Source organism: Acidobacterium sp. S8 (assembly GCF_009765985.1).
GTDB lineage: Bacteria > Acidobacteriota > Terriglobia > Terriglobales > Acidobacteriaceae > Alloacidobacterium.
Genome location: NZ_LMUM01000034.1, coordinates 651815 through 671398 on the forward strand (window position 1 = coordinate 651815; position 19584 = coordinate 671398).

The window sequence follows — 19584 nt, forward strand, 5'->3', positions numbered from 1 at the left end:
GCACTATGCGATGACCTGCTGATAGAGCCGATAAGGCTCTGTTCGGATGTCAATAAAGGGCTTCAACCGCAGTTCACCGGCGCCGGACTTCACCATCCATTCGCTTCCCATGCCCATGGGCTGCGCCTGCAGCAGATCGGCCTGCCGCAAACCAGATACAGAGCCCGTCTCCCGCAACGCAAACAACGCAACCGGCCCGTTCATCAGCGCCACCAGGTCAGGATGCTGCGCATCCACGGCTTCTGTGCGCAGTGGCATATCGAATTCCACTTCGATCCGGTCGCCATCCTTCCATGTGCGTCGTAGCGTAACAAATCGTCCCGGCACAACTTCAGCATCAGCCTTCTGTCCGTTGATGGAAACACGCGTCTTTGCGCCAGCCCATGCTGGAATGCGCAGCGCCACACCAAACATCTCCGGAGTTGTCAGCGAGAGCGACAGCGCCGTCTGGTTGCTCCATGGATACCGCGTTTCCTGCCGCAGTCCGCACCGCGTGCTCCCCTGGACCCACGTCACTCGCGACGGCACATAAAGATTCACGTACACAGTCTGCGCATCTTTGAAATAAGAGCTGATGCCATAATCCGCCGTGATCTGTGGAAACGTTCCCGAGCAGCATGGCCACTTATCCGGGTGGTAGACCTTGCTTCCTGCGTCGTTGTAATCGGAATAGTAGAAGCTCGATCCATCTTCAAGCAGCGGCTTTGCGCCCAGAATCGTGTTGTAGAGCACACGCTCCATGCTGTCTCCATAGCGGCTGTCGCGCGTCACGCGCAGCAGGTATCGTGTCAGCTTGAAATGTGCATACGCGCCGCACGGCGTTTCGAAGCTGCTGTGCGATTTGGTCAGACTCGCGGCCAGCGCTCCTGTTCCAGGCTTCCAGAAATTCTCATCCCAGCCCCAGCCTCCGGTAGCAAAACTTTGCTCGGTCACCAGCATCTCGAAAGCATTCTTCGCCGCGCGCAGATGCTTCTCGCTGCCCAGAACAAGATAAGCCTGCATCGCCGAGCTCAACGCATTTACATGGCTGTACGCATGCTCGTTGATCATCGCGTTCTCGCCATTCGCCAGCGGATTGAAATATGTATCATCTTCCAGATACTTCACGCCGAGTTCGCGATAACGGCTTCCCGCGCCGCGAGTGTACGCAATGAAAAGATTTTCCGGCAGCGTATAGCTTTCATCCCACGTGTACGACAAATCCTTATGCGGACGCGCACGCTGCTCCGCGCGCGACAAAGCCTTCTCCGGCAGATGCCTCATCGCCGTATCTGTCGTCTTGTTCAGAACAGCAAAGGCTTCGGAGTCCCCCGCAAACTGATGGGCATCGATCAATGCGCACACCAGCTTGTCATATGTGTAAGCGGGAAAACGAAAATTCTCATAGAAGCTGTCGCTGATCGTCGGCGCATACCCCTGCACCAGCCGCTGCACCTTCGCCTGCGTCACCTTATCCCCGGTAATCGCATAAGCCCGCGCCAGTCCCGACACATACTGCCCAAAGCTGTGTCCTGTCGCGAATCCGCGCTCATTATTATGCTGATAGTCATAATCCGGATTGTTGTCGTACCAGCCGCCCATATCCTCGCCTGGCGCTGGCAGGCCGGCACGTTCGCGATAAGGCTTCAGCAGCTTATCCTCATCCATGGCCAGAAAGAACGCATGATTCGTGTCAAACTGCTCGCGCATCGGCCCTTCAAGCAGTTGCACATCGCCATATCCAAATTGCTCCAGCGGCGCATTTCCCTCGGCATAGATCACCGCTCTGCGCCCCAGCAGGATCCCTCCACTCGCAACAGTCCCGGCCTTCAAAAATCCCCGACGCGACAACCGTGTCATTCCGCCCCCTGAAAAACTACGCATTGATTATCACGCCGTCCATGCACCCTTGGCCAACGATCAAGTAATCTGTTCAAGGGACAAAACCATGCGCACCCGCACCCGCCTTTTCCTGTCGGCACTTCTGCTCTGCATACTTCCACTTGCTCATACCCAGCAGATCGCGCCCGTCGTCACCGCCGACAATGGCCCCAACGCTCTCGTACAGGAACAGAAACATTACGTCGTGCTCGTCTCGCTCGACGGCTTCCGCTATGACTACGCAAAGAAATACGGTGCAACCCATCTGCTGGCATTGGCCAAACAAGGTACAAGCGCACCCGAGGGCATGATTCCGTCATATCCATCCATCACCTTTCCCAATCACTACACGCTCGTAACGGGTCTCTATCCCGAGCACCACGGCATCGTCGCTATGAGCTTCTATGACGAGCAGCGTAAAGAGCTCTATTCCTACAACGATCCCAAGACCAACAGCGACGGCTCCTGGTATGGCGGAACACCGCTATGGGTTCTCGCTGAGCAGCAGGGCATGCGCTCCGCCTGCTTCTTCTGGCCCGGCTCCGAGGCCGCGATTCAGAACGTCCGCCCCAGCTACTACCTGCACTACGACGACAAGTTCCCCGACGAAAAGCGCATCGATCAGGTCATCGACTGGCTCAAAATGCCGGAAGACCACCGCCCCCACTTCATCACTCTGTACTACTCAAACGTAGATCACGCCGGTCATCAATATGGGCCAGACAGCCCGCAGGTCGCCGCTGCCGTCAAACACGTCGATGCGCTCATCGGAAAATTGCATGCCTCGATCGACGCCCTGCACATGCCCATCGATCTCATCATCGTCAGCGATCACGGCATGGCTAAGGAAGAAGGCCCCTGGATCGATCTCGATCAGTACACTGACCTCTCCAACTTCACGACCGTAGGCGCACTGCTCTATGGAAAATCTGAAGCCGACACCGACCGCGCCTACCAAAAGCTCAAAGCCGCCGACGGCAAATTCATGGTCTACCGCCGCGCTCACATGCCGGCATGGCTGCACTACAACAGCAATCCGCGCGCCGGAGATCCCATCATCGTCCCTAAGGGGCCTTACGCGATTCGCGCCCACGCCCCTTCAACTGATGAACAAGACCATCCGCCCAATGCAGGCGTTCACGGCTACGATCCACGCGACATGCCCGAGATGAAGGCCATCTTCTTCGCCACCGGTCCCGACATCCGCTCCGGAATCACACTCAAACCCTTTGAAAACGTGAACGTCTACCCATTCGTTGCGCGCATCCTGCGACTGGAGGCTCCGCCCACCGATGGCAGTCTCAACGTTCTCTCCAGCGCCCTCATCGAGGCCGATCGCGAATGAAAGAAATCATTGCGTATCGTTATCCATTACCGTCATTCTGACGACCAACAGGAGGAAGAATCTCTAACCGATATCGCAGCAAATTCTTCACCTTCAGATCAGAAAGACAACAGTTAAATACCTGGGAAAGAAAGCAGCACGAATGGCCTTTTATCTTGGATTCGACGCAGGCGGCACCAAAACCGACTGCGCCCTCGCCGACGAAACTCAAATTATCGCCCGCACACAGAACGGAAGCATCAAGCCACTGCGTGTCACCGCCGCGCAAGCTGAAGCCAACATGCGTGCCCTGCTCGAAGATATCGCGCGCCAGAGCGGCATCGATCTCAAGAAGGTAGCAGTATCCTGCGTAGGAACAGCGGGCCTGCGCCTCCCGCAGACAAAAGAGTGGATGCAGCAGATCATCTCGCGCCACGCCGGTGGCGAAATTCTCGTGGTCGGCGATGAAACCACCGCACTCGACGCTGCTTTTCCCGGACAGGCCGGAGTGCTCGTCATCGGCGGCACCGGCTCAAACATCCTCGGTCGCACCAGCACTGGCGAAACCTTCAACGTCGGCGGATGGGGCCCAGCCCTCGGCGATGAAGGATCCGGCTACTGGATCGGCCACGAAGGCCTCAAAATGGCTCTCCGCGCGCACGACTTCCAGCAGCCCACCATGATCCTCGATAAAGTCATGCGCTTCTGGAAAGCGGACAATCTAGGCGAAGTCACCAATATCGGCAATGAAACGCCCCTGCCCGACTTTTCCCAGCTTGCGCCGCTCATCGTCGAATGTGCCGAGCAAGGCGATGCTGTAGCGCTCGAAATCCTACACCTGGGCGGCCACATGCTCGGCGAAAACGCAGCCCACGCCGTCCATAGGCTTCGCGCTCTTGAACCTGACGCCCCCATGCCTGGCGTCGCCTATGTGGGAGGCATCCTCAAGGGCGTAGCATTTGTTCGCGAAAGCATGACCGACACTATCCACCGCAGCCTGCCCACCGTGAAAGTGCTGCCCGAAGCCGTCGACCCGGTCATCGGAGCACTCTGGCGCGCTCGCAACGGTGTGCAATAACAGAAAAACCTCCATGAAGAAGAACGTCATTCCGAGCGAAGCCAAGAATCCAGAGAAGGCCCGGTCTACATAAGCACCATAAGGGTTCAATCGTGAAACCTTATAGAATCCAACCGCATTCACTTCCCATGGATTCTTCGCGCGGATCGCGCGCTCAGAATGACGATCTGATGGTTTGGAACGAGTGTAAACTAAGTCACAATCGGAGCGTCAGCAACTCCAGCCACGCCAAAGACGCGCCGGTAGCGCTCAATCTCACTCTGCGGTCCCAGCGCCTTCTGGAAGTTATCCGAGAGCTTGACCGCGGGCCGTCCCTCCGCATCATTCAGCTTGCAAACCAGGCTAGCCGGATCGAAACCGTCATCCCCGCGCGGATTGCAGTTGCGAAAATCATTCGTCAGCAGGGTGCCCCATCCAGCGCTGAAACGAATCCGCCTCTCGGGTGTCCACTTTTTCGCATCCTCAAAATCGCTCGCCTGCTTGAAATCCGCTGGCAGCAGTCCCTGGCGAATCGTTCCCCCAAAATAAGCATGCAAGCCAAGAATCTCATCTACATCTAGAGAGTCTGATGCGATAAACAGTTTCTGCTTCGGATCGCGCCCGCGCGCTTCCAGCCACGCTATGTATTCATCACCAGCAATATAAGGATCCTTGCTGTCTGCCCGCTGCCCCGTCCAATCTGCAACCCAGTCCGGAGCGCCCTGCAAAAACTGCGTCGTCCCGAAAGTATCCGGCAGCAGAATCAGCAACTCGCCCTGATACGTTTTCTGCCACAGCTCCAGCAGCCGATACTGCGCCGTCTTCAGCTCTTCATCCGTGTCGGCCATCGCTGCCAGCGCCATCGGCAACTCATGCGCATTCGTGCCGATCGCTTCGAGATCATGCTTGTAAGCCAGATACGTATTCGACGTGCCCGTGAAGTTCGTGCCCAGCACATCGCTCATCGCCCTGACGACATACTCCTGCCACAGAAAACTGTGCCGCCTGCGCGTGCCAAAATCGCTCACCCGCAGGTCAGGAACCCCAAGCAGCCGCGCCATCTTCTCCCAGAGCCGCGTCTTCGCACGCGCATAAAGAATGTCCATCTCAAGCTCGCTCAAATCCTTCAACGCCGCACGCGTCCTCAACTCATTAACGGTCGAGAGCGCATAAATCTCCCACAGCGTCGTCTCCGTCCAAAGCCCGCGAAATGTCAGCGATATCTGGCCATCCTGAACCCCAAGCTCATAATCCGAAAGCCGGAAATCTTTTTCCAGCCACTCTAGAAACGCAGGCTCAAAAATTCCTCGCCGTCCATAGAACGTATTGCCGGCCAGCCAGATAATCTCCGACTTATGAAAGCGCAGCTTCCGCGTCTGCTCCAGCTGCTCCCGCAGTTCATCGATATCAATCGCATCGCCAAGGCGCAGCTGCGCCGAGCGATTGATAAACGAAAACGAAACATGTGTCTTGGGAAAATGCTTCCAGATAAACTGCAGCATCAGCAGCTTGTAGAAATCCGTATCCAGCAGGGAGCGCGTAATCGGATCCAGCTCCCAGTTATGGTTATGCGCGCGCCGCGCCAGGTTGATGATCACGATGAAATTACTCTAATTCAAATCAAGACTAATTCTTGATTTCTAGAAAAAGCAGCTGGCTTAAGCCCGTTGAAAACGACTTGAAAAGCCAGGGGCCTTCAGCCCGGGCCACAATACCAAAATTACACAGATACAGTCTGATCACCCCACTTGTTACCATAAATAGTGAAAACGACATGCCGATGCTGAAGCGCTTCTTCTCTCTCATCCTGGTCTTCGCCCTCACCACAGGGCTGGCTCCGCGCGCCAACGCCAGCGCATACGACGCGCATCCGAAACTCGTCGTCATTCTCGTCATCGACCAGTTCCGCGAAGATTATCTGGAGCGCTACCGCACCGACTTCAAGCCCAAAGGCTTCCGCCTTTTCCTCGATCACGGCGCCTACTTCCCCGATTGCTACTACGGCTACTCCAATCTATTGACAGCTCCCGGACACTCCACCATCGGCACTGGAGCTTACACCGACGGTCATGGCATCGGCTCTAACGCATGGTGGGATCTCGATCGCAACAAGGAGCGTCCCGTCACCTCCGTCGAGGATGAGCGCTATGCCATCGTCGGCATGCCAGCAGGCGCGAAAACAAGCCCCGGCCGCTCGCCACGCAATTTGCTTGCCTCCACAGTTGGCGACGAGCTCCGCCTCGATACCAAAGGCGAAGCGAAGGTGTTCGGCGTTTCCCTTAAAGACCGCGCCGCCATCCTGCCCGCGGGCGCAGCTGCCAACGGAGCCTTCTGGGTCGACGAGGCCACCGGCACTTACACCACCTCCACCTACTACATGCCGCAGCTCCCCGACTGGGCCACGGAATTCAACTCCAGCGGACGTCTCGATCAGGCCAAGCAGGAAAGCGGCCTCGCCAACATCACAAACTTTGAATCGCAAGTTGGAGCGACACCCGCCAGCATCAGCTACGAACTCGACTTCGCGAAGGCCCTCATCACCGGCGAAGAACTGGGTAAGCACGACGTCACCGACATGCTGACTCTCAGCATCTCCGGTACCGACATTCTCGGCCATCAGATCGGTCCCGATGCCGACCAGCAGCGAGTCATGGTCGATGCCCTCGACACTGATCTCGACAGCTTCTTCACATGGCTCGACAAGAACGTCGAAGGCGGCCTCGGCAATGTCTGGATCGCCGTCACCGCCGACCACGGCGTAGCCCCGTCGCCCGCCGTCTCTGCGACCCTGGGCATGAACGCAGCGCAGATCGACGTCACCAAACTCATCGCCAACCTGAACGATGCCATCAACCAGAAATTCTCGCCCGGCGAAAAAGTCGTCTATATCCTCCCGCACCAGGAATTACCCTATCTCTCGCTGAACCGCCCTTCCTTCGATCGCGCCGGCATCAATGAGCAGGAAGCCGAGCAGGCCGTACAGGATGCCTTGCAGCCCGCCTTCGACACCCTCACCGCACCGAGCGATGCCAAGCTGCCTGTGCAGGCAAAGCTGCCTCCGCATCCCGTCCTCTACCGCAGCTACACCCGCATGCAACTGGCAGGAGGCGACCTGCCGCACACCCAGTTCGGCGATCTTCTGGCGCATAGCTACACTCCCAACGGAGGATGGTACATCCGCGTCGTTCCCGCCGCCTTCCAGATGGGCCTCGAAAAAGACAACGGCACCACCCACTTCACGCCTTATTCCTATGACCGCCACGTACCGCTCGGGTTCTATGGAGTGCCTTTCAACACCGGCATCTACCACGGTCGCGTCGAGCCGGTCGATCTCGCGGCTACCTTCGCCTCGCTCCTCGGAGTCAACCAGCCGTCAGCCTCAGTGGGTCACATCCTCACCCAGGCCCTAAAGCCCGCGGCAGAAGTAACCTACCCCAAGCCACCGGTGGTCCATACACGCCGAGGCCCACGCGGGACCACAAGAAAATCCGCGTCCACAGCGCCTGAAGCGACGAAGCCGGTACGAGCAACGAAGCCTGCAGCCTCTACAAAGCCAGCAACGGAGCAGCCGCAACCGTGAAGCCAGACATGAAAGTTCGCTTCGCTGGCATTGAGCTGCGCAACCCCGTCATCGCTGCCAGCGGAACCTTCGCCTACGGTATTGAATTTGAAGAGATCGTCTCGCTCGACCGCATCGGTGGCTTCGTCACCAAGGGTCTTTCGCGTGAGCCGATGGGAGGCAACCAGGCTCCGCGCATTATCGAGACAGCAGCCGGAATGATCAACGCCATCGGCCTGCAGAACATCGGCGTCAAGGCATTCCTTGAAACCAAGCTGCCCGCGCTCGCCCGCTATCCCTCCTGTGGCGTTATCGCCAACGTCTTCGGCTACGAAGTCGAAGACTACATCGCGGTCATCGAAGCGTTGAATGAAAAGCGCGGCATTGTTGCCTACGAGCTGAACGCTTCCTGCCCCAACACAAAGCACGGAGGCCAGGTCTTCGGCACCGACTGGCGTTTGCTGGGCGAACTCGTCCTCCGCACCAAAGAAATCGCAAAGCGCCCGATCATCGTCAAACTCTCGCCCAACGTCACTTCCATCGCAGCCATGGCCCGCTGCGCAGAAGACGCCGGAGCCGACGCCATCTCGCTCGTCAACACCTTCGTTTCGCTTTCCATCGACATCAAAACACGCCGCCCGCGCATCGCCAACATCACCGGAGGACTCTCCGGCCCCGCCATCAAGCCCATCGCCGTCCGCATGGTCTGGGAAGCAGCCAAAGCAGTAAAGATTCCGGTCATCGGCATGGGCGGCATCACCACGCCGGAAGACGCCGTCGAATTCATGATGGCAGGAGCGACCGCCGTCCAGGTGGGAACCGCCAGCTACGCCGACCCGCGCGCCGTCGAGCGCATCGCCCACGGCCTCGAACACTGGTGCACCCGCCATCACATCGAGCGCGTCACCAGCCTGATCGGCACCATCGACACCACCCCGTCGGAGAAATAAGAGCGGGAAGAAACAATACCCGGGTGCCCCATCCTTTTCGCGCTCTTTGCGAAAGGGCCGGACGGAAAAAAACTCAATCCTATTCAACTCTTCGCTTCAGGCTGAGCCTGCATCGCCCGATACAGCTTGAAGATTGAGAAATTGCGGAAAATGGCAGCAGACCAGCACCAGCGGTCGCGCCGCCGAGGGCGAGAAACTTCCTGCGTGTAAATGGCATTAGCTCTTCCTTTGCTTCAGCGAGAATGGGGGAGTCTGCAAAGCGAGCAATAGACCGGAGTGGTAACGATTCCATTCGCACCGAAACGATAGTTACCAGCCACAAAAACTGTCAAGTTTTGGAGCGTCTTTTTTTCACTTTTTCGGGTGCGCGAAAAGGAACATTTTTTACCTCTGTTCCGTATTTCTCAGCAGCAAAGGAGCTCCCGCCCGATGATCAAATTTCTTCTCTGGTGCATCCTCTTTATCTTCTGCTGGCCGCTGGCATTGCTGGCGATTATCGCCTACCCATTCGTCTGGCTGCTGCTCCTGCCCTTCCGCATCGTTGGCATCGCTGTCGAAGGCGCGCTCGAACTGGTAGCGGCCATCATCTTCCTGCCCGGCCGCATCCTCCGCGCCGTCTGATGCCGCCTTCGGACAATGCCGTCTCAGCCTTCCCATAGCGCCGTCATTCTGAGCGAAGCGAGAATCCATAAGATATCTCGCGTGGCAGAAAATCCGGGTGCCGGTGCCCCATCCTTTCGCGCCCTTTGCGAAAGGGTGGGATTGCAAAAAACATCCATTCACAGAAATCCACACCCAAAAGAAAAAGCCCTCGTCTTTCGACAAGGGCTTTTCCTCAAAATTAACGACTCAGCTTAGGCAGCTTTGCGCGGCAATCGGCGATTCTGCAGTACCCGGGCCTGGGCCATGGCCATATCTGTCAGATACATAGGTGCGGGCGTAGCAATCGCCACCAAAATCCAGGCCAGAGCCGAAACCAGCAATCCGGCAACCGCTGCCGCCTGCAGCGTCAGAACGACATCAATCTGCCGCAGATGCAGGTTCACAATCGCCCAGTTCCGCAGCGGCTCAACGTGGTGAATCACCGCCAGCGCCAAAAGAAAAGCCAGCGTCGAAAGGGTCGATAAACCGATCAGCGTTACATCTACAGTGCGGTGCAGGCGCTGCCGGGAACGGCAGTGCTGGCATTCCACAAGATGTTGTTCGTAATCGACGCGCATTTCCGGCGAAATCCCGGAAATGTCATATCTCCAGCTGGAAAGTATGTCGCCAATGACTTGGTCGGTGCAAAGTGTCATGTGAATCCGTTCTCCGCCCTTAACGTGCTGACTTACCGGTAACAGCCTCCGAAGATCCAATCGGACCGGAAGACAAAAACCACGAGCGGCCAGGGAATCTCAATCCAGTATAAATCACTTGCGTTACAACACAATAGACTCTGTTGGCGTTCGTTGTTCAGCTAGAACTAACCTGTTTCCCAGCAAGCTCATACGGTCCCGCAAAGCATATTCCGCAGCAACCCGGGCCAGTTCTGGAAGGTTGTTACTCTCTGATAGATGCGCCAGCACCACATAAGACGCTTGTCCGTCATAGTGTTTCTCCAGAAAACTGGAGGCGGCGTCATTTGACAGGTGCCCAACCCGCGACATCACCCTCTGCTTCACCGACCACGGATACGGCCCATCCCGCAGCATCTCCAAGTCATGATTCGACTCCAGCATCAACACATCGCAGCCGCGCAGCTGCAAACTGACATTGGGCGGCATATATCCCAAATCCGTGGCAATGCCAATCCGAATCCCCTCTGCCTGGAAGACAAACCCAACAGGATCAATAGCATCGTGCGGAATCGTGAAGGCGCTGACTGAGATATCGCCGATCGAAAAACTCGCTCCGGCACGAAAATATTCTACCCCCGGCAGCGCACACGGATCGGCCTCGGCCTTCCCGGCCGAAGCCGTCAATTCCTCTTCCTCGGCAGCGCACTCCGCCAACTCCGCCTCGCGATAAAACGGATTTTCGAGCTCCGCCTCCGGAGCAGCCGCGCTGGCCTCCGCTTCCGCCTTTTTGCGGGCTGCCTCCTGCTGCCGCTGCACCAGCCATTCGGCATAGGTCAACCGCTTGCGGGGTGTCATCCAGCGCATCCAGGCCCGGTGTGTCGCTTCCGTAAAGTAGACAGGAATCCCCAGCTTGCGGGCCGTCACCTGCAGGCCCTGCACATGGTCCTGGTGCTCATGGGTAATCAGAATCGCATCCAGCGTCTCCGGGTCTTCCCCCGCGGAGCGCATGCGCTTGAAAATCTCGCGGCACGACATCCCGGCATCCACCAGAATCCGCGTCCGCGTGCTGGAGACAACCGTGCTATTGCCCTTCGAACCGCTGGCGAGCACCGTCATCCGAACCATATCTGTCAGAATACGCCCGAAGCATGTGGAAGACAGGTCCGATTCCCTGGGCAGGAATCAACCTCGACTACAGCCCTCAGCAATCAGGAATGAGGCTGAAGATAGCCATCCAGCAGCACTAGCTGTCCTTGCGGTAAAGCAGATCGCGAATCGCCTTCCGACGCTCTGCATTCACTTCGCTCTCGGCCTTGCGCTCATCGGCACCGACACGATGCTGCATCACCGGATCATTTGCTTCCTCGCTGCTGCATTCCGGGCAGCGATTCGCAAATCCTGGCTTATCCGGCTTCAATTCAAATTCCTCTTTGCAGATGACACAGACTTTGACAGGAAACGGCATAACATCTCCATGATAATAAAAACCTCCGTTCCTTTGAACCCCCTCGAGGACCCGCGTCAACGCCTGGATTCCAGTAAATGCCGGGTGCCCCCATCCTTTCGCGTTCTTGCGAAAGGGTGGGATAAGAGCGAAATTTACCGCCGAAAAAAATCATTGATACCACATCACCCATACCGTTCTCGGCAAACCGCCATCCACTCCGCCGCGCGTTCTCTGCGGTCTTCAAATCGGGTCGAAAGAATCGCACCCCACAGCACACCCTGCAGGTCGCGCGCATCGAAAAACGGCTTCAACTGAGCCAGATCAAAATCGCCGCCATAGCTCTTGACCGCGGTCTTGTAGTCTTCCCCTGAAGTGCGAACAAAGCAAGCCAGATCCCATGCGATCGGTCCGCGGCAGGCATCTTCAAAATCCGTCCATAACAGTCCGCGCTTCGTCTTGAGAACATTTTTCCTGTGCGCGTCTCCATGCACAGGCTGCTCCGGCAAACCCAGCGCATCCACCTGCGCCGTAATCTCCGCATAGCCGCGCCGCAAGATGGCCAGATCGTCATCCTCGACCACATGCCACCGCTCGACTTCATCCAGCCACGCAGGAATTTCTCTCACCGGACTCAGCTCCCGCATCTCGCCCGCATACCCGCGCAATTCCGCATGCAGTTCACGCAGAAATGGTCCGACCTCTCCGACAGTAGGCGCATAGCCGGAATCATGCTCCACATACTCCCAGAACGTGAGCGCCAGTCCGTCGTACACATGCGGCCCCGGCGGCAGTTCTCTACTAGGTGGAACAACAGGAAAGCCCCGCGCCGCAAGGAACCCCGCAAGATCCAAATCGAGCGCCAGCCACCACTCCACCGGCTTCCGAACCAGCCCCGTCGTCGTGGCGACCCGTGCCACTACTTCGGCAGGCTGCAGGTGCACCAGCACATTGCTGCCGTCTGCCAGAACCTCCGACGCATCGCACAGGATTCCATGTGTCCGGGCTACTGCAACGGCAGCTTCCACCGCCCGTACACTGAGCGAATCGCGTTTTCCACCCGTCAAGCCACCTTCTCCTTCAACTTCATCTGACATTCGCCAGCAATGAATTACGCATCAATGTGGCTTGAATGTTTTGCCTGTTTCGATCAGTGTTTTTAGACGCGAGAGGATGCGTGGCCAACCATCCGCAGTGGATGCGTAGGCCTCGTTATCCTCCGCCCACTGGTCATGCACAAGAGAGACCTTGGTGGCCTCCGTCTCCGGTACGAGTTCTATCGTGACCCGTGAGAAATTACTGGAAGGGCCAATGGCAAATGTGTATTGCAGCAACTTTGGAGGCTCAGACTGGAGCACCTCACCGTGGACATAGGTAGTGCGCTTGCCATCGGCTCCAATACCGACCCAGTTCATCGAACCGCCGGGCTTCAGATCGACTTCCAGTTCGGCCCCCATAAAGAGAACGCGATTGGATTCGGGGGAGACAAAACCCTCCCAAACCTTATCCGGAGTTGCGGCGATGTAGAAGACAAAGTGCAATGGAGTTTGCTCGGCCATCGGATCTCCTTCAATGTTTGTTTATGCCAATGTATTGACCGCTTGCACGACCGGGGCGGTCGTCACATACTCTACGCGTACTGGTAAAAGCCCCGGCCACTCTTGCGCCCCAGCCAGCCCGCGTCCACCATCCTGACAAGTAGTGGGCAGGGCCGATACTTGGGATCGCCAAGCCCGTCATGCAATACCCGCATGATGTCGAGACACACATCGAGCCCGATAAAATCCGCGAGAGTCAGCGGGCCCATCGGATGCGCCATGCCCAGCTGGAAAACCTCGTCGATGGATTCGGGCGTCGCCACACCCTCCATCACGGCAAACATCGCTTCGTTGAGCAGCGGCATCAGCACGCGATTCGAAACAAATCCGGGAGCATCGTTCACCTCAACCGGCGTCTTGTCCAGCTTTTCGGAAAGCTCCTTCACCGCGTCATAGGTCGCCTGTGAAGTCTGCATTCCCCGAATCACCTCTACCAGCTTCATCACCGGCACCGGGTTGAAGAAGTGCATACCGATCACCTGCTCCGGCCGCTTCGTCTGCGCTGCCAGCCTGGTAATCGAAATCGAAGAAGTATTCGAAGCGAGAATCACATGCTTCGGCAGAATCGAATCCAGCTCAGCAAACAGTTTGCTCTTGATCTCAAATTTTTCTGTCGCCGCTTCAATCACAAAATCGCACGCTGCCAGTGACGCCCGATTGAGCGTCCCTTGGATCCGTCCGAGCGACGCAACAGCTTCGTCCGTAGTCAGTTTGCCCTTCGCAGCCTCGCGTTCGAGATTCTTCTTGATCGCCTCGAGCCCGCGATCGAGAAACCGCTGCTCCACTTCGCAAAGCCGAACATCAAATCCGCCGCGCGCAAAAACATGCGCAATGCCATTACCCATCGTGCCCGCGCCGAGCACGCCAACCGTCTTGATATCACCCACTCAAATCACCTCAGCAAAACAAATGAGTGTATCAGGTGCAGCCACTCCAGAGTTACGGCAGTCATTCTGAGCGTAGGGGAAGAATCGAAGATGAATCCGGCAGTGACGAACATCGGAAGCGGCGTTACGAAACCCGCACCACAATCGCAGTAATATTGTCGCTGCCGCCCTCGGCATTCGCCTCATCCACCAGCTTCTGGCACAGTGCCTGCAGATCAGAAGCATCGCCGCTCAGCAGCTCAGCCAATCGCGGCTCGGAAACTTCCTTCGTCAGCCCATCGGAACACAAAAGGAAAAGATCGCCATGCTCCGTCGCAACTTCGTCCACATCCGGAGACACGGTCTCGCGCGTTCCAATAGCCCTGGTAATCACATTCCGCAGCGGAGACATCTCCGCCTCTCCAGGCGTTATCTGCCCCAGCCTCACCTGCTCGTCGACCAGCGAGTGATCCTGCGTCATGCGTTCCAGCGCGCCCGCGCGAAGCCGGTAGCAGCGGCTGTCGCCAACATGGGCAATCCAGGCACGCCCGTCGCGCACCAGCAGCGAAACCATGGTCGTTCCCATGCCATGCAGCGAGGTGTCCCGTTCCGCGTGCGAGAAGACGCGCCAGTTCGCCTCGGCAATTCCCTGCTCCAGTATCTTGCGCGCTTCATGTAATGTTTGTGCGCTGCAGACCTTGTCCCGCAAAGTCTCGACAGCTGTCTGGCTCGCAACTTCGCCCGCAGCCGCGCCGCCCATGCCGTCGCATACGACAAAGAATCCCACCTCGGCACAAAGCCCGTAGGAATCTTCATTCGCGGAGCGAACCCGCCCCACATCCGTCAAAGCTGCTGCCTCTATGAGCATCGATTCCTGAAGCATCGCAAAATAGTCGTGCCTATCCACGATACACAAGATGGTCGATTCTTCACACCCAAGTAATCTTTATCTGCAAAGGAAAAGGCTGGCGCAAGGCCAGCCTCTTCCCATAATTCGCTTTGACTCACGAATGCGAAGCCGCACTCGCCAGCTTTGACTCGGCCTCCGCGATCACGCGGTTTGCCTCTTCATACTTCTCGGCGTCATCACCCGCTTCGTTCCACATCTTGTGTCCGCGATCGAGCTGCTCCTGCGCGCGTCCGGTGTCGATCTCTTCCGGCTTCAACGCACTCTCCGCCAGAATCGTCACCCGTTCCGGCAGCACCTCGACAAATCCCCAGTTGACGTTGTACCTCTGTTCGCCTGCATGTGCGCCGTGCAGGCGTACCTCTCCGGCGCCCAGCTCTGCCAGCAGCGGAGTATGTCCGAAGAGCACTTCGAGATATCCCGAACGCGATGGCAACTCCACCGCATCCGCCGTCGTATCGATGAGGATGCGCTCCGGAGTTACCAGCCGTACTTGAAGTTGATCTGGCATCGTCGTCCCTTATGCGGTCGTCTTCATCTTTTCGGCGGCTGCAAGCACGTCCTCAATCGAGCCCTTCAGATAGAAGGCCTGCTCAGGAATGCTGTCATGCTTGCCTTCCAGCACTTCCTTGAAGCTGCGCACCGTGTCTTCAATCTTTACGTAGGCGCCCGGAATACCAGTGAACTGCTCAGCCACATGGAAAGGCTGCGAGAGGAAGCGCTGGATCTTACGCGCGCGTCCTACCGTGAGCTTGTCTTCTTCTGAAAGCTCATCGATGCCCAAAATCGCGATGATGTCCTGCAGATCCTTGTAACGCTGCAGAATACGCTTCACACCTTGCGCCACATCATAGTGTTCCTGCCCCACAATGCGCGGTGAGAGAATACGCGAAGTCGAAGCCAGCGGATCGACGGCAGGATAGATACCGAGTTCAGACAACGGACGCGAAAGCACCGTCGTCGCATCCAGGTGAGCAAAGGTTGTCGCCGGGGCAGGATCGGTAAGATCGTCAGCCGGAACATAGACAGCCTGCACCGAGGTCACAGAACCCTTCTTAGTCGAGGTGATGCGCTCCTGCAGCTCGCCCATTTCCGTCGCGAGGTTCGGCTGATAACCGACTGCCGAAGGCATACGTCCCAGCAGCGTCGATACCTCAGAGCCCGCCTGCGTAAAGCGGAAGATGTTGTCGATGAAGAGCAGCGTGTCCGCTCCTTCGTTGTCGCGGAAATACTCAGCGACTGTCAGGCCTGTCAGAGCCACGCGAAGACGCGCACCTGGCGGCTCGGTCATCTGGCCATAGATCAAAGCAGCCTTCGACTTCGAGAAATCCTTCAGATCGATAACGCCGGCTTCCTGAAATTCCATCCAGAGATCGTTGCCTTCGCGGGTACGCTCGCCGACTCCGGCAAACACCGAGAAGCCGCCATGCTTCAATGCGACGTTGTTGATCAGTTCCTGAATGATGACTGTCTTGCCGACACCAGCGCCGCCGAAGAGTCCGATCTTGCCGCCCTTCAAAAAGGGCTGGATCAGGTCGATGACCTTCACGCCGGTCTCAAACATCTCTTCGCGTGTCGACTGCTCTTCGAACAACGGAGCAGGACGATGAATCGGCATGTGAACCTTCGCATTCACCGGGCCAAGCTCGTCCACCGGTTCGCCAATCACGTTCAGCACGCGACCCAGCGTCTCGTGACCAACAGGAACCGTGATCGGTCCCCCGAGATCGATCACATTCATGCCGCGCACCATGCCTTCCGTGGCCTGCATAGCCACGCAGCGAACGCGGCCTTCGCCCAGGTGCTGCTGCACTTCCAGAATGACGTTGATCGGGTTGGGCACGGTGAAGCCATCGCTTACGACGCGCAATGCCTGGTAGATCGCCGGCATCGTTGCTTCTTCAAACTGCACATCGACTGCTGGTCCCGAAATCTTGATTACTTTGCCAATATTCTCTGCCATAGAATTCTTTCTCTCTTAAAGAGCGGCTGCGCCGCTGACAATCTCGATCAGTTCCTTGGTAATCGCTGCCTGACGCACGCGGTTCATCAACAGTGTGTAATGGTCAATCAGGTCCGACGCGTTGTTTGTCGCTGAATCCATCGCCGTCATACGCGCCGCAAACTCCGCCGCCGATGACTCCAGCATTGCGTGATATAGCTTCGTCGTCACATAACGTGGCAGAATCGCGTTAAACAGCTCCTTCGGATTCGGCTCGTAGAGATAATCCACGTCTGCCGTACCAAAACGCTTGGCTTCTTCATCCGCCTGCTTTGCAGCCTCGGCAAAATCTGCCGAATCAGGGCTGATGCCCGCCGACTCTGCTGCTTCTACCGCCCGCTCGCGATCTTCCCTCGACATCTCCTCAGCATGCGCCACATCCTGCGCGCCAATTTCAACAATCGGAAGTATTCGCTCGACCACCACGCGCTGCTGAATCACTGACTTGAATTCGTTGTAAACGATATAGGCCGCATCGATCTGCTCTCGCGTATACAGCGAGACAATCTCCGCGCCCAGTTCGCTCACCTGGTCGAACGAAAGCTTGAGCAGCATGCTGCGATAGCGGTCGTCCATCATCTCGACCGGCGCAACGCGCTCCTGGCGCTCGCCACGCGGCGCACGCTCTTCGTCGTGCTCGCTCCGCTGCGCTTCCAGATATTTCGCCGCCGGATAACGCCGCCGCAGAATATCTCGCCCCTTGCGGCCGATCGCTTCCACGTCGATCTGCCGATCGTTGTGGTCGCCGATAAAGTTCGTCGCTGCCTTGATAATGTTGGCATTGAAAGCGCCTGCAAAGCCGCCTTCCCCTGAGACCACCACCAGCAGCACATTCTTCTCCGGACGCGTCAGCAGCAGCGGATGCCGCACCTCGCCCGTCTCCGGATCGAAGATTTCAATGCGCCGTTTGAGCGATTGCAGCACGCTCGTCATCATCGCCGCATACGGACGCGAAGACAGCGCCCTCTCCTGCGCGCGGCGCAGCTTGGCGGCGGCCACCATCTTCATGGCCTTGGTGATCTGGCGCGTATTCTTGATGCTGCGAATGCGCCGTCGTAAATCGAGAACGTTTGCCATGGTTTCGCTTCAGGTTTACTTCTTGGCTCCAGCAGGCTGCGCCGTGTCCGACGACGCATCTTTTGCCTTGCTGTTGTCCTTATTTTTATCCAAGGACTTGGCTTGTTTTGTTTCAGGCGCTGCCACCTGCGCCGACTGGTGCTCCGCAAAGAAGTTCTGCTTGAACTCGTTCACCGCATCCTTCAGCTTCGCTCGCAGATCATCGTCCAGAGCCTTCTTCTCTGCAATATCCTTCAACAGTCCCGTCTGCGCAGAATCCAGATATTTGTGGAAGCCATCCTCAAACGCGCGGATGTCGGGTACCTTCACGTCATCCAGCAGACCCTGCGTGCCTGCGAACAGAATCGCCACTTGGTGTTCCGCCGTCAGCGGCTGGAACTGCGGCTGCTTCAGCAGCTCCGTCAAACGCTGGCCGCGATTCAGCTGGTTCTGCGTCACCTTGTCCAGATCGCTGCCGAACTGCGAGAACGCCGCCAGCTCGCGGTACTGCGCCAGATCAAGCTTCAGCGTCGAACCGACCTGTTTGATCGCCTTGATCGCGGCTGAGAAGCCGACACGCGAAACTGAAAGCCCCACGTTCACCGCCGGACGGATGCCGGAGTTGAACAAATCAGTCTCCAGGAAAATCTGTCCATCCGTGATCGAAATCACGTTCGTCGGGATGTAGGCCGAAACGTCGCCCGCCTGCGTTTCAATAATCGGCAGAGCCGTCAGCGAACCGCCACCCTTTTCCTTGCTCAGCTTCGACGAGCGCTCCAGCATGCGCGAGTGGAGATAGAACACGTCGCCCGGATACGCCTCGCGGCCCGGAGGACGACGCAACAGCAGTGAGATTTCACGGTATGCCACGGCATGCTTCGAGAGATCGTCGTAGATCACCAGCGCGTGCTTGCCCCTGTCGCGGAAGTATTCACCAATCGACGTGGCCGCATAGGGCGCGAGATACAGCATCGGAGCGGGTTCCGACGCAGTCGCCGCGACTACAACGGTGTAATCCATTGCACCGTTTTCCGTCAGCGTCTGTACGACCTGCGCCACCGAAGACCGTTTCTGCCCGATCGCGCAATAAATGCAGATCAGGTCGTTCTTCGCATTGTTGATGATCGTGTCGAGCGCAATCGCCGTCTTGCCTGTCTGGCGGTCACCAATGATCAGCTCGCGCTGTCCACGGCCAATCGGAATCATGCTGTCGACGGCCTTGAGGCCGGTCATCATCGGCTCGCGTACCGACTGGCGATCGACCACTCCCGGAGCAATGCGCTCTACAGGCAGCGTCTCCGACGTGTTGATCGGACCCTTGTCGTCAATCGGCTCGCCCAGCGCGTTCACTACGCGGCCAATCACCGCCTCGCCGACAGGCACGCTCAAAATCTTGCCCGTGCGCTTTACCTGGTCACCCTCGCTGAGGGCGGTGTACTCGCCCATTAGAATGGCGCCGACCTGCTCCTCTTCCAGGTTCATCGCGAGCCCGGCCACGCCGTGGGGGAACTCGAGCATCTCGCCATACATGACCTTGTCGAGGCCGTGGATACGGGCGATGCCATCGCCGAGGGAGATGATCGTTCCCACCTCGTCCACGCGGATCTTCGCGTCGTAATTCTGAATCTGCTCTTTCAGGAGCTGTGTAATCTCGTCTGCTTTAATCTGAGCCATGCTTCAC

At 57.5% G+C, this 19584-nt stretch carries 18 protein-coding genes; 5 read left to right on the forward strand and 13 right to left on the reverse strand.

Annotated elements, in window-relative coordinates; all coding sequences use genetic code 11:
* Positions 1 to 3: 3 nt before the first annotated feature.
* Positions 4 to 1839, reverse strand: a complete 1836-nt coding sequence (locus GSQ86_RS18035; RefSeq protein ID WP_158751347.1) for a beta-L-arabinofuranosidase domain-containing protein — start codon at positions 1837 to 1839, stop codon at positions 4 to 6.
* A gap of 88 nt (positions 1840 to 1927) precedes the next feature.
* Here GSQ86_RS18035 and GSQ86_RS18040 point away from each other — a divergent pair, with 88 nt between their 5' ends.
* Complete coding sequence (locus GSQ86_RS18040; protein ID WP_158751349.1) at positions 1928 to 3205, forward strand: ectonucleotide pyrophosphatase/phosphodiesterase; 1278 nt, start codon at positions 1928 to 1930, stop codon at positions 3203 to 3205.
* A 142-nt stretch (positions 3206 to 3347) separates the two neighbouring features.
* Entirely contained in the window at positions 3348 to 4262 is a 915-nt protein-coding gene (locus GSQ86_RS18045; RefSeq protein ID WP_158751351.1) for an N-acetylglucosamine kinase, read from the forward strand.
* 191 nt (positions 4263 to 4453) lie between these two features.
* On the opposite strand, the gene GSQ86_RS18050 is transcribed toward GSQ86_RS18045, so the two are convergent.
* Entirely contained in the window at positions 4454 to 5839 is a 1386-nt protein-coding gene (locus GSQ86_RS18050) for a nicotinate phosphoribosyltransferase (RefSeq protein WP_158751352.1), read from the reverse strand.
* A 176-nt stretch (positions 5840 to 6015) separates the two neighbouring features.
* Between GSQ86_RS18050 and GSQ86_RS18055 the strand changes: the two genes are divergently transcribed.
* The 3 genes from GSQ86_RS18055 to GSQ86_RS18065 all read left to right on the forward strand — a co-directional run bounded on the left by GSQ86_RS18055 (position 6016) and on the right by GSQ86_RS18065 (position 9371).
* A complete protein-coding gene (locus tag GSQ86_RS18055) occupies positions 6016 to 7821 on the forward strand; it encodes an alkaline phosphatase family protein (RefSeq protein ID WP_158751354.1) in 1806 nt (601 codons plus the stop codon).
* 8 nt (positions 7822 to 7829) lie between these two features.
* Positions 7830 to 8750 (forward strand): dihydroorotate dehydrogenase, encoded by a 921-nt coding sequence (locus GSQ86_RS18060; RefSeq protein ID WP_158751355.1) that lies wholly within the window; start codon positions 7830 to 7832, stop codon positions 8748 to 8750.
* A 429-nt stretch (positions 8751 to 9179) separates the two neighbouring features.
* Complete coding sequence (locus GSQ86_RS18065; RefSeq protein ID WP_158751357.1) at positions 9180 to 9371, forward strand: hypothetical protein; 192 nt, start codon at positions 9180 to 9182, stop codon at positions 9369 to 9371.
* Between the two features lie 233 nt (positions 9372 to 9604).
* Here GSQ86_RS18065 and GSQ86_RS18070 read toward each other — a convergent pair whose 3' ends face one another.
* From GSQ86_RS18070 to atpA, 11 genes are all read right to left on the reverse strand, one after another.
* On the reverse strand, positions 9605 to 10048 hold the full coding sequence (locus GSQ86_RS18070; protein ID WP_254062471.1) for a hypothetical protein: 444 nt from the start codon (positions 10046 to 10048) through the stop codon (positions 9605 to 9607).
* A gap of 123 nt (positions 10049 to 10171) precedes the next feature.
* Entirely contained in the window at positions 10172 to 11155 is a 984-nt protein-coding gene (locus GSQ86_RS18075; protein ID WP_158751359.1) for an MBL fold metallo-hydrolase, read from the reverse strand.
* 118 nt (positions 11156 to 11273) lie between these two features.
* Positions 11274 to 11495: a hypothetical protein gene (locus tag GSQ86_RS18080; RefSeq protein WP_158751361.1), complete on the reverse strand. Its 222-nt coding sequence runs from the start codon at positions 11493 to 11495 to the stop codon at positions 11274 to 11276.
* A gap of 164 nt (positions 11496 to 11659) precedes the next feature.
* Positions 11660 to 12541, reverse strand: coding sequence for a phosphotransferase (locus GSQ86_RS18085; RefSeq protein WP_158751363.1), 882 nt, complete (start codon positions 12539 to 12541; stop codon positions 11660 to 11662).
* Positions 12542 to 12592: 51 nt separating this feature from the next.
* Positions 12593 to 13033 carry an SRPBCC domain-containing protein gene (locus GSQ86_RS18090; protein ID WP_158751365.1) on the reverse strand — a complete coding sequence of 147 codons (441 nt, stop codon included), beginning with the start codon at positions 13031 to 13033 and terminating at the stop codon, positions 12593 to 12595.
* A gap of 71 nt (positions 13034 to 13104) precedes the next feature.
* Entirely contained in the window at positions 13105 to 13959 is an 855-nt protein-coding gene (locus GSQ86_RS18095) for a 3-hydroxybutyryl-CoA dehydrogenase (protein WP_158751367.1), read from the reverse strand.
* Between the two features lie 124 nt (positions 13960 to 14083).
* Entirely contained in the window at positions 14084 to 14806 is a 723-nt protein-coding gene (locus GSQ86_RS18100) for a Stp1/IreP family PP2C-type Ser/Thr phosphatase (protein WP_254062472.1), read from the reverse strand.
* 136 nt (positions 14807 to 14942) lie between these two features.
* Complete coding sequence (atpC, locus tag GSQ86_RS18105) at positions 14943 to 15356, reverse strand: ATP synthase F1 subunit epsilon (protein WP_158751370.1); 414 nt, start codon at positions 15354 to 15356, stop codon at positions 14943 to 14945.
* A gap of 9 nt (positions 15357 to 15365) precedes the next feature.
* Entirely contained in the window at positions 15366 to 16808 is a 1443-nt protein-coding gene (atpD, locus tag GSQ86_RS18110) for a F0F1 ATP synthase subunit beta (protein WP_158751372.1), read from the reverse strand.
* Positions 16809 to 16823: 15 nt separating this feature from the next.
* Positions 16824 to 17924 carry a F0F1 ATP synthase subunit gamma gene (locus tag GSQ86_RS18115; RefSeq protein ID WP_158751374.1) on the reverse strand — a complete coding sequence of 367 codons (1101 nt, stop codon included), beginning with the start codon at positions 17922 to 17924 and terminating at the stop codon, positions 16824 to 16826.
* 15 nt (positions 17925 to 17939) lie between these two features.
* Positions 17940 to 19577: a F0F1 ATP synthase subunit alpha gene (gene atpA / locus GSQ86_RS18120; protein WP_158751376.1), complete on the reverse strand. Its 1638-nt coding sequence runs from the start codon at positions 19575 to 19577 to the stop codon at positions 17940 to 17942.
* Positions 19578 to 19584: the final 7 nt, after the last annotated feature.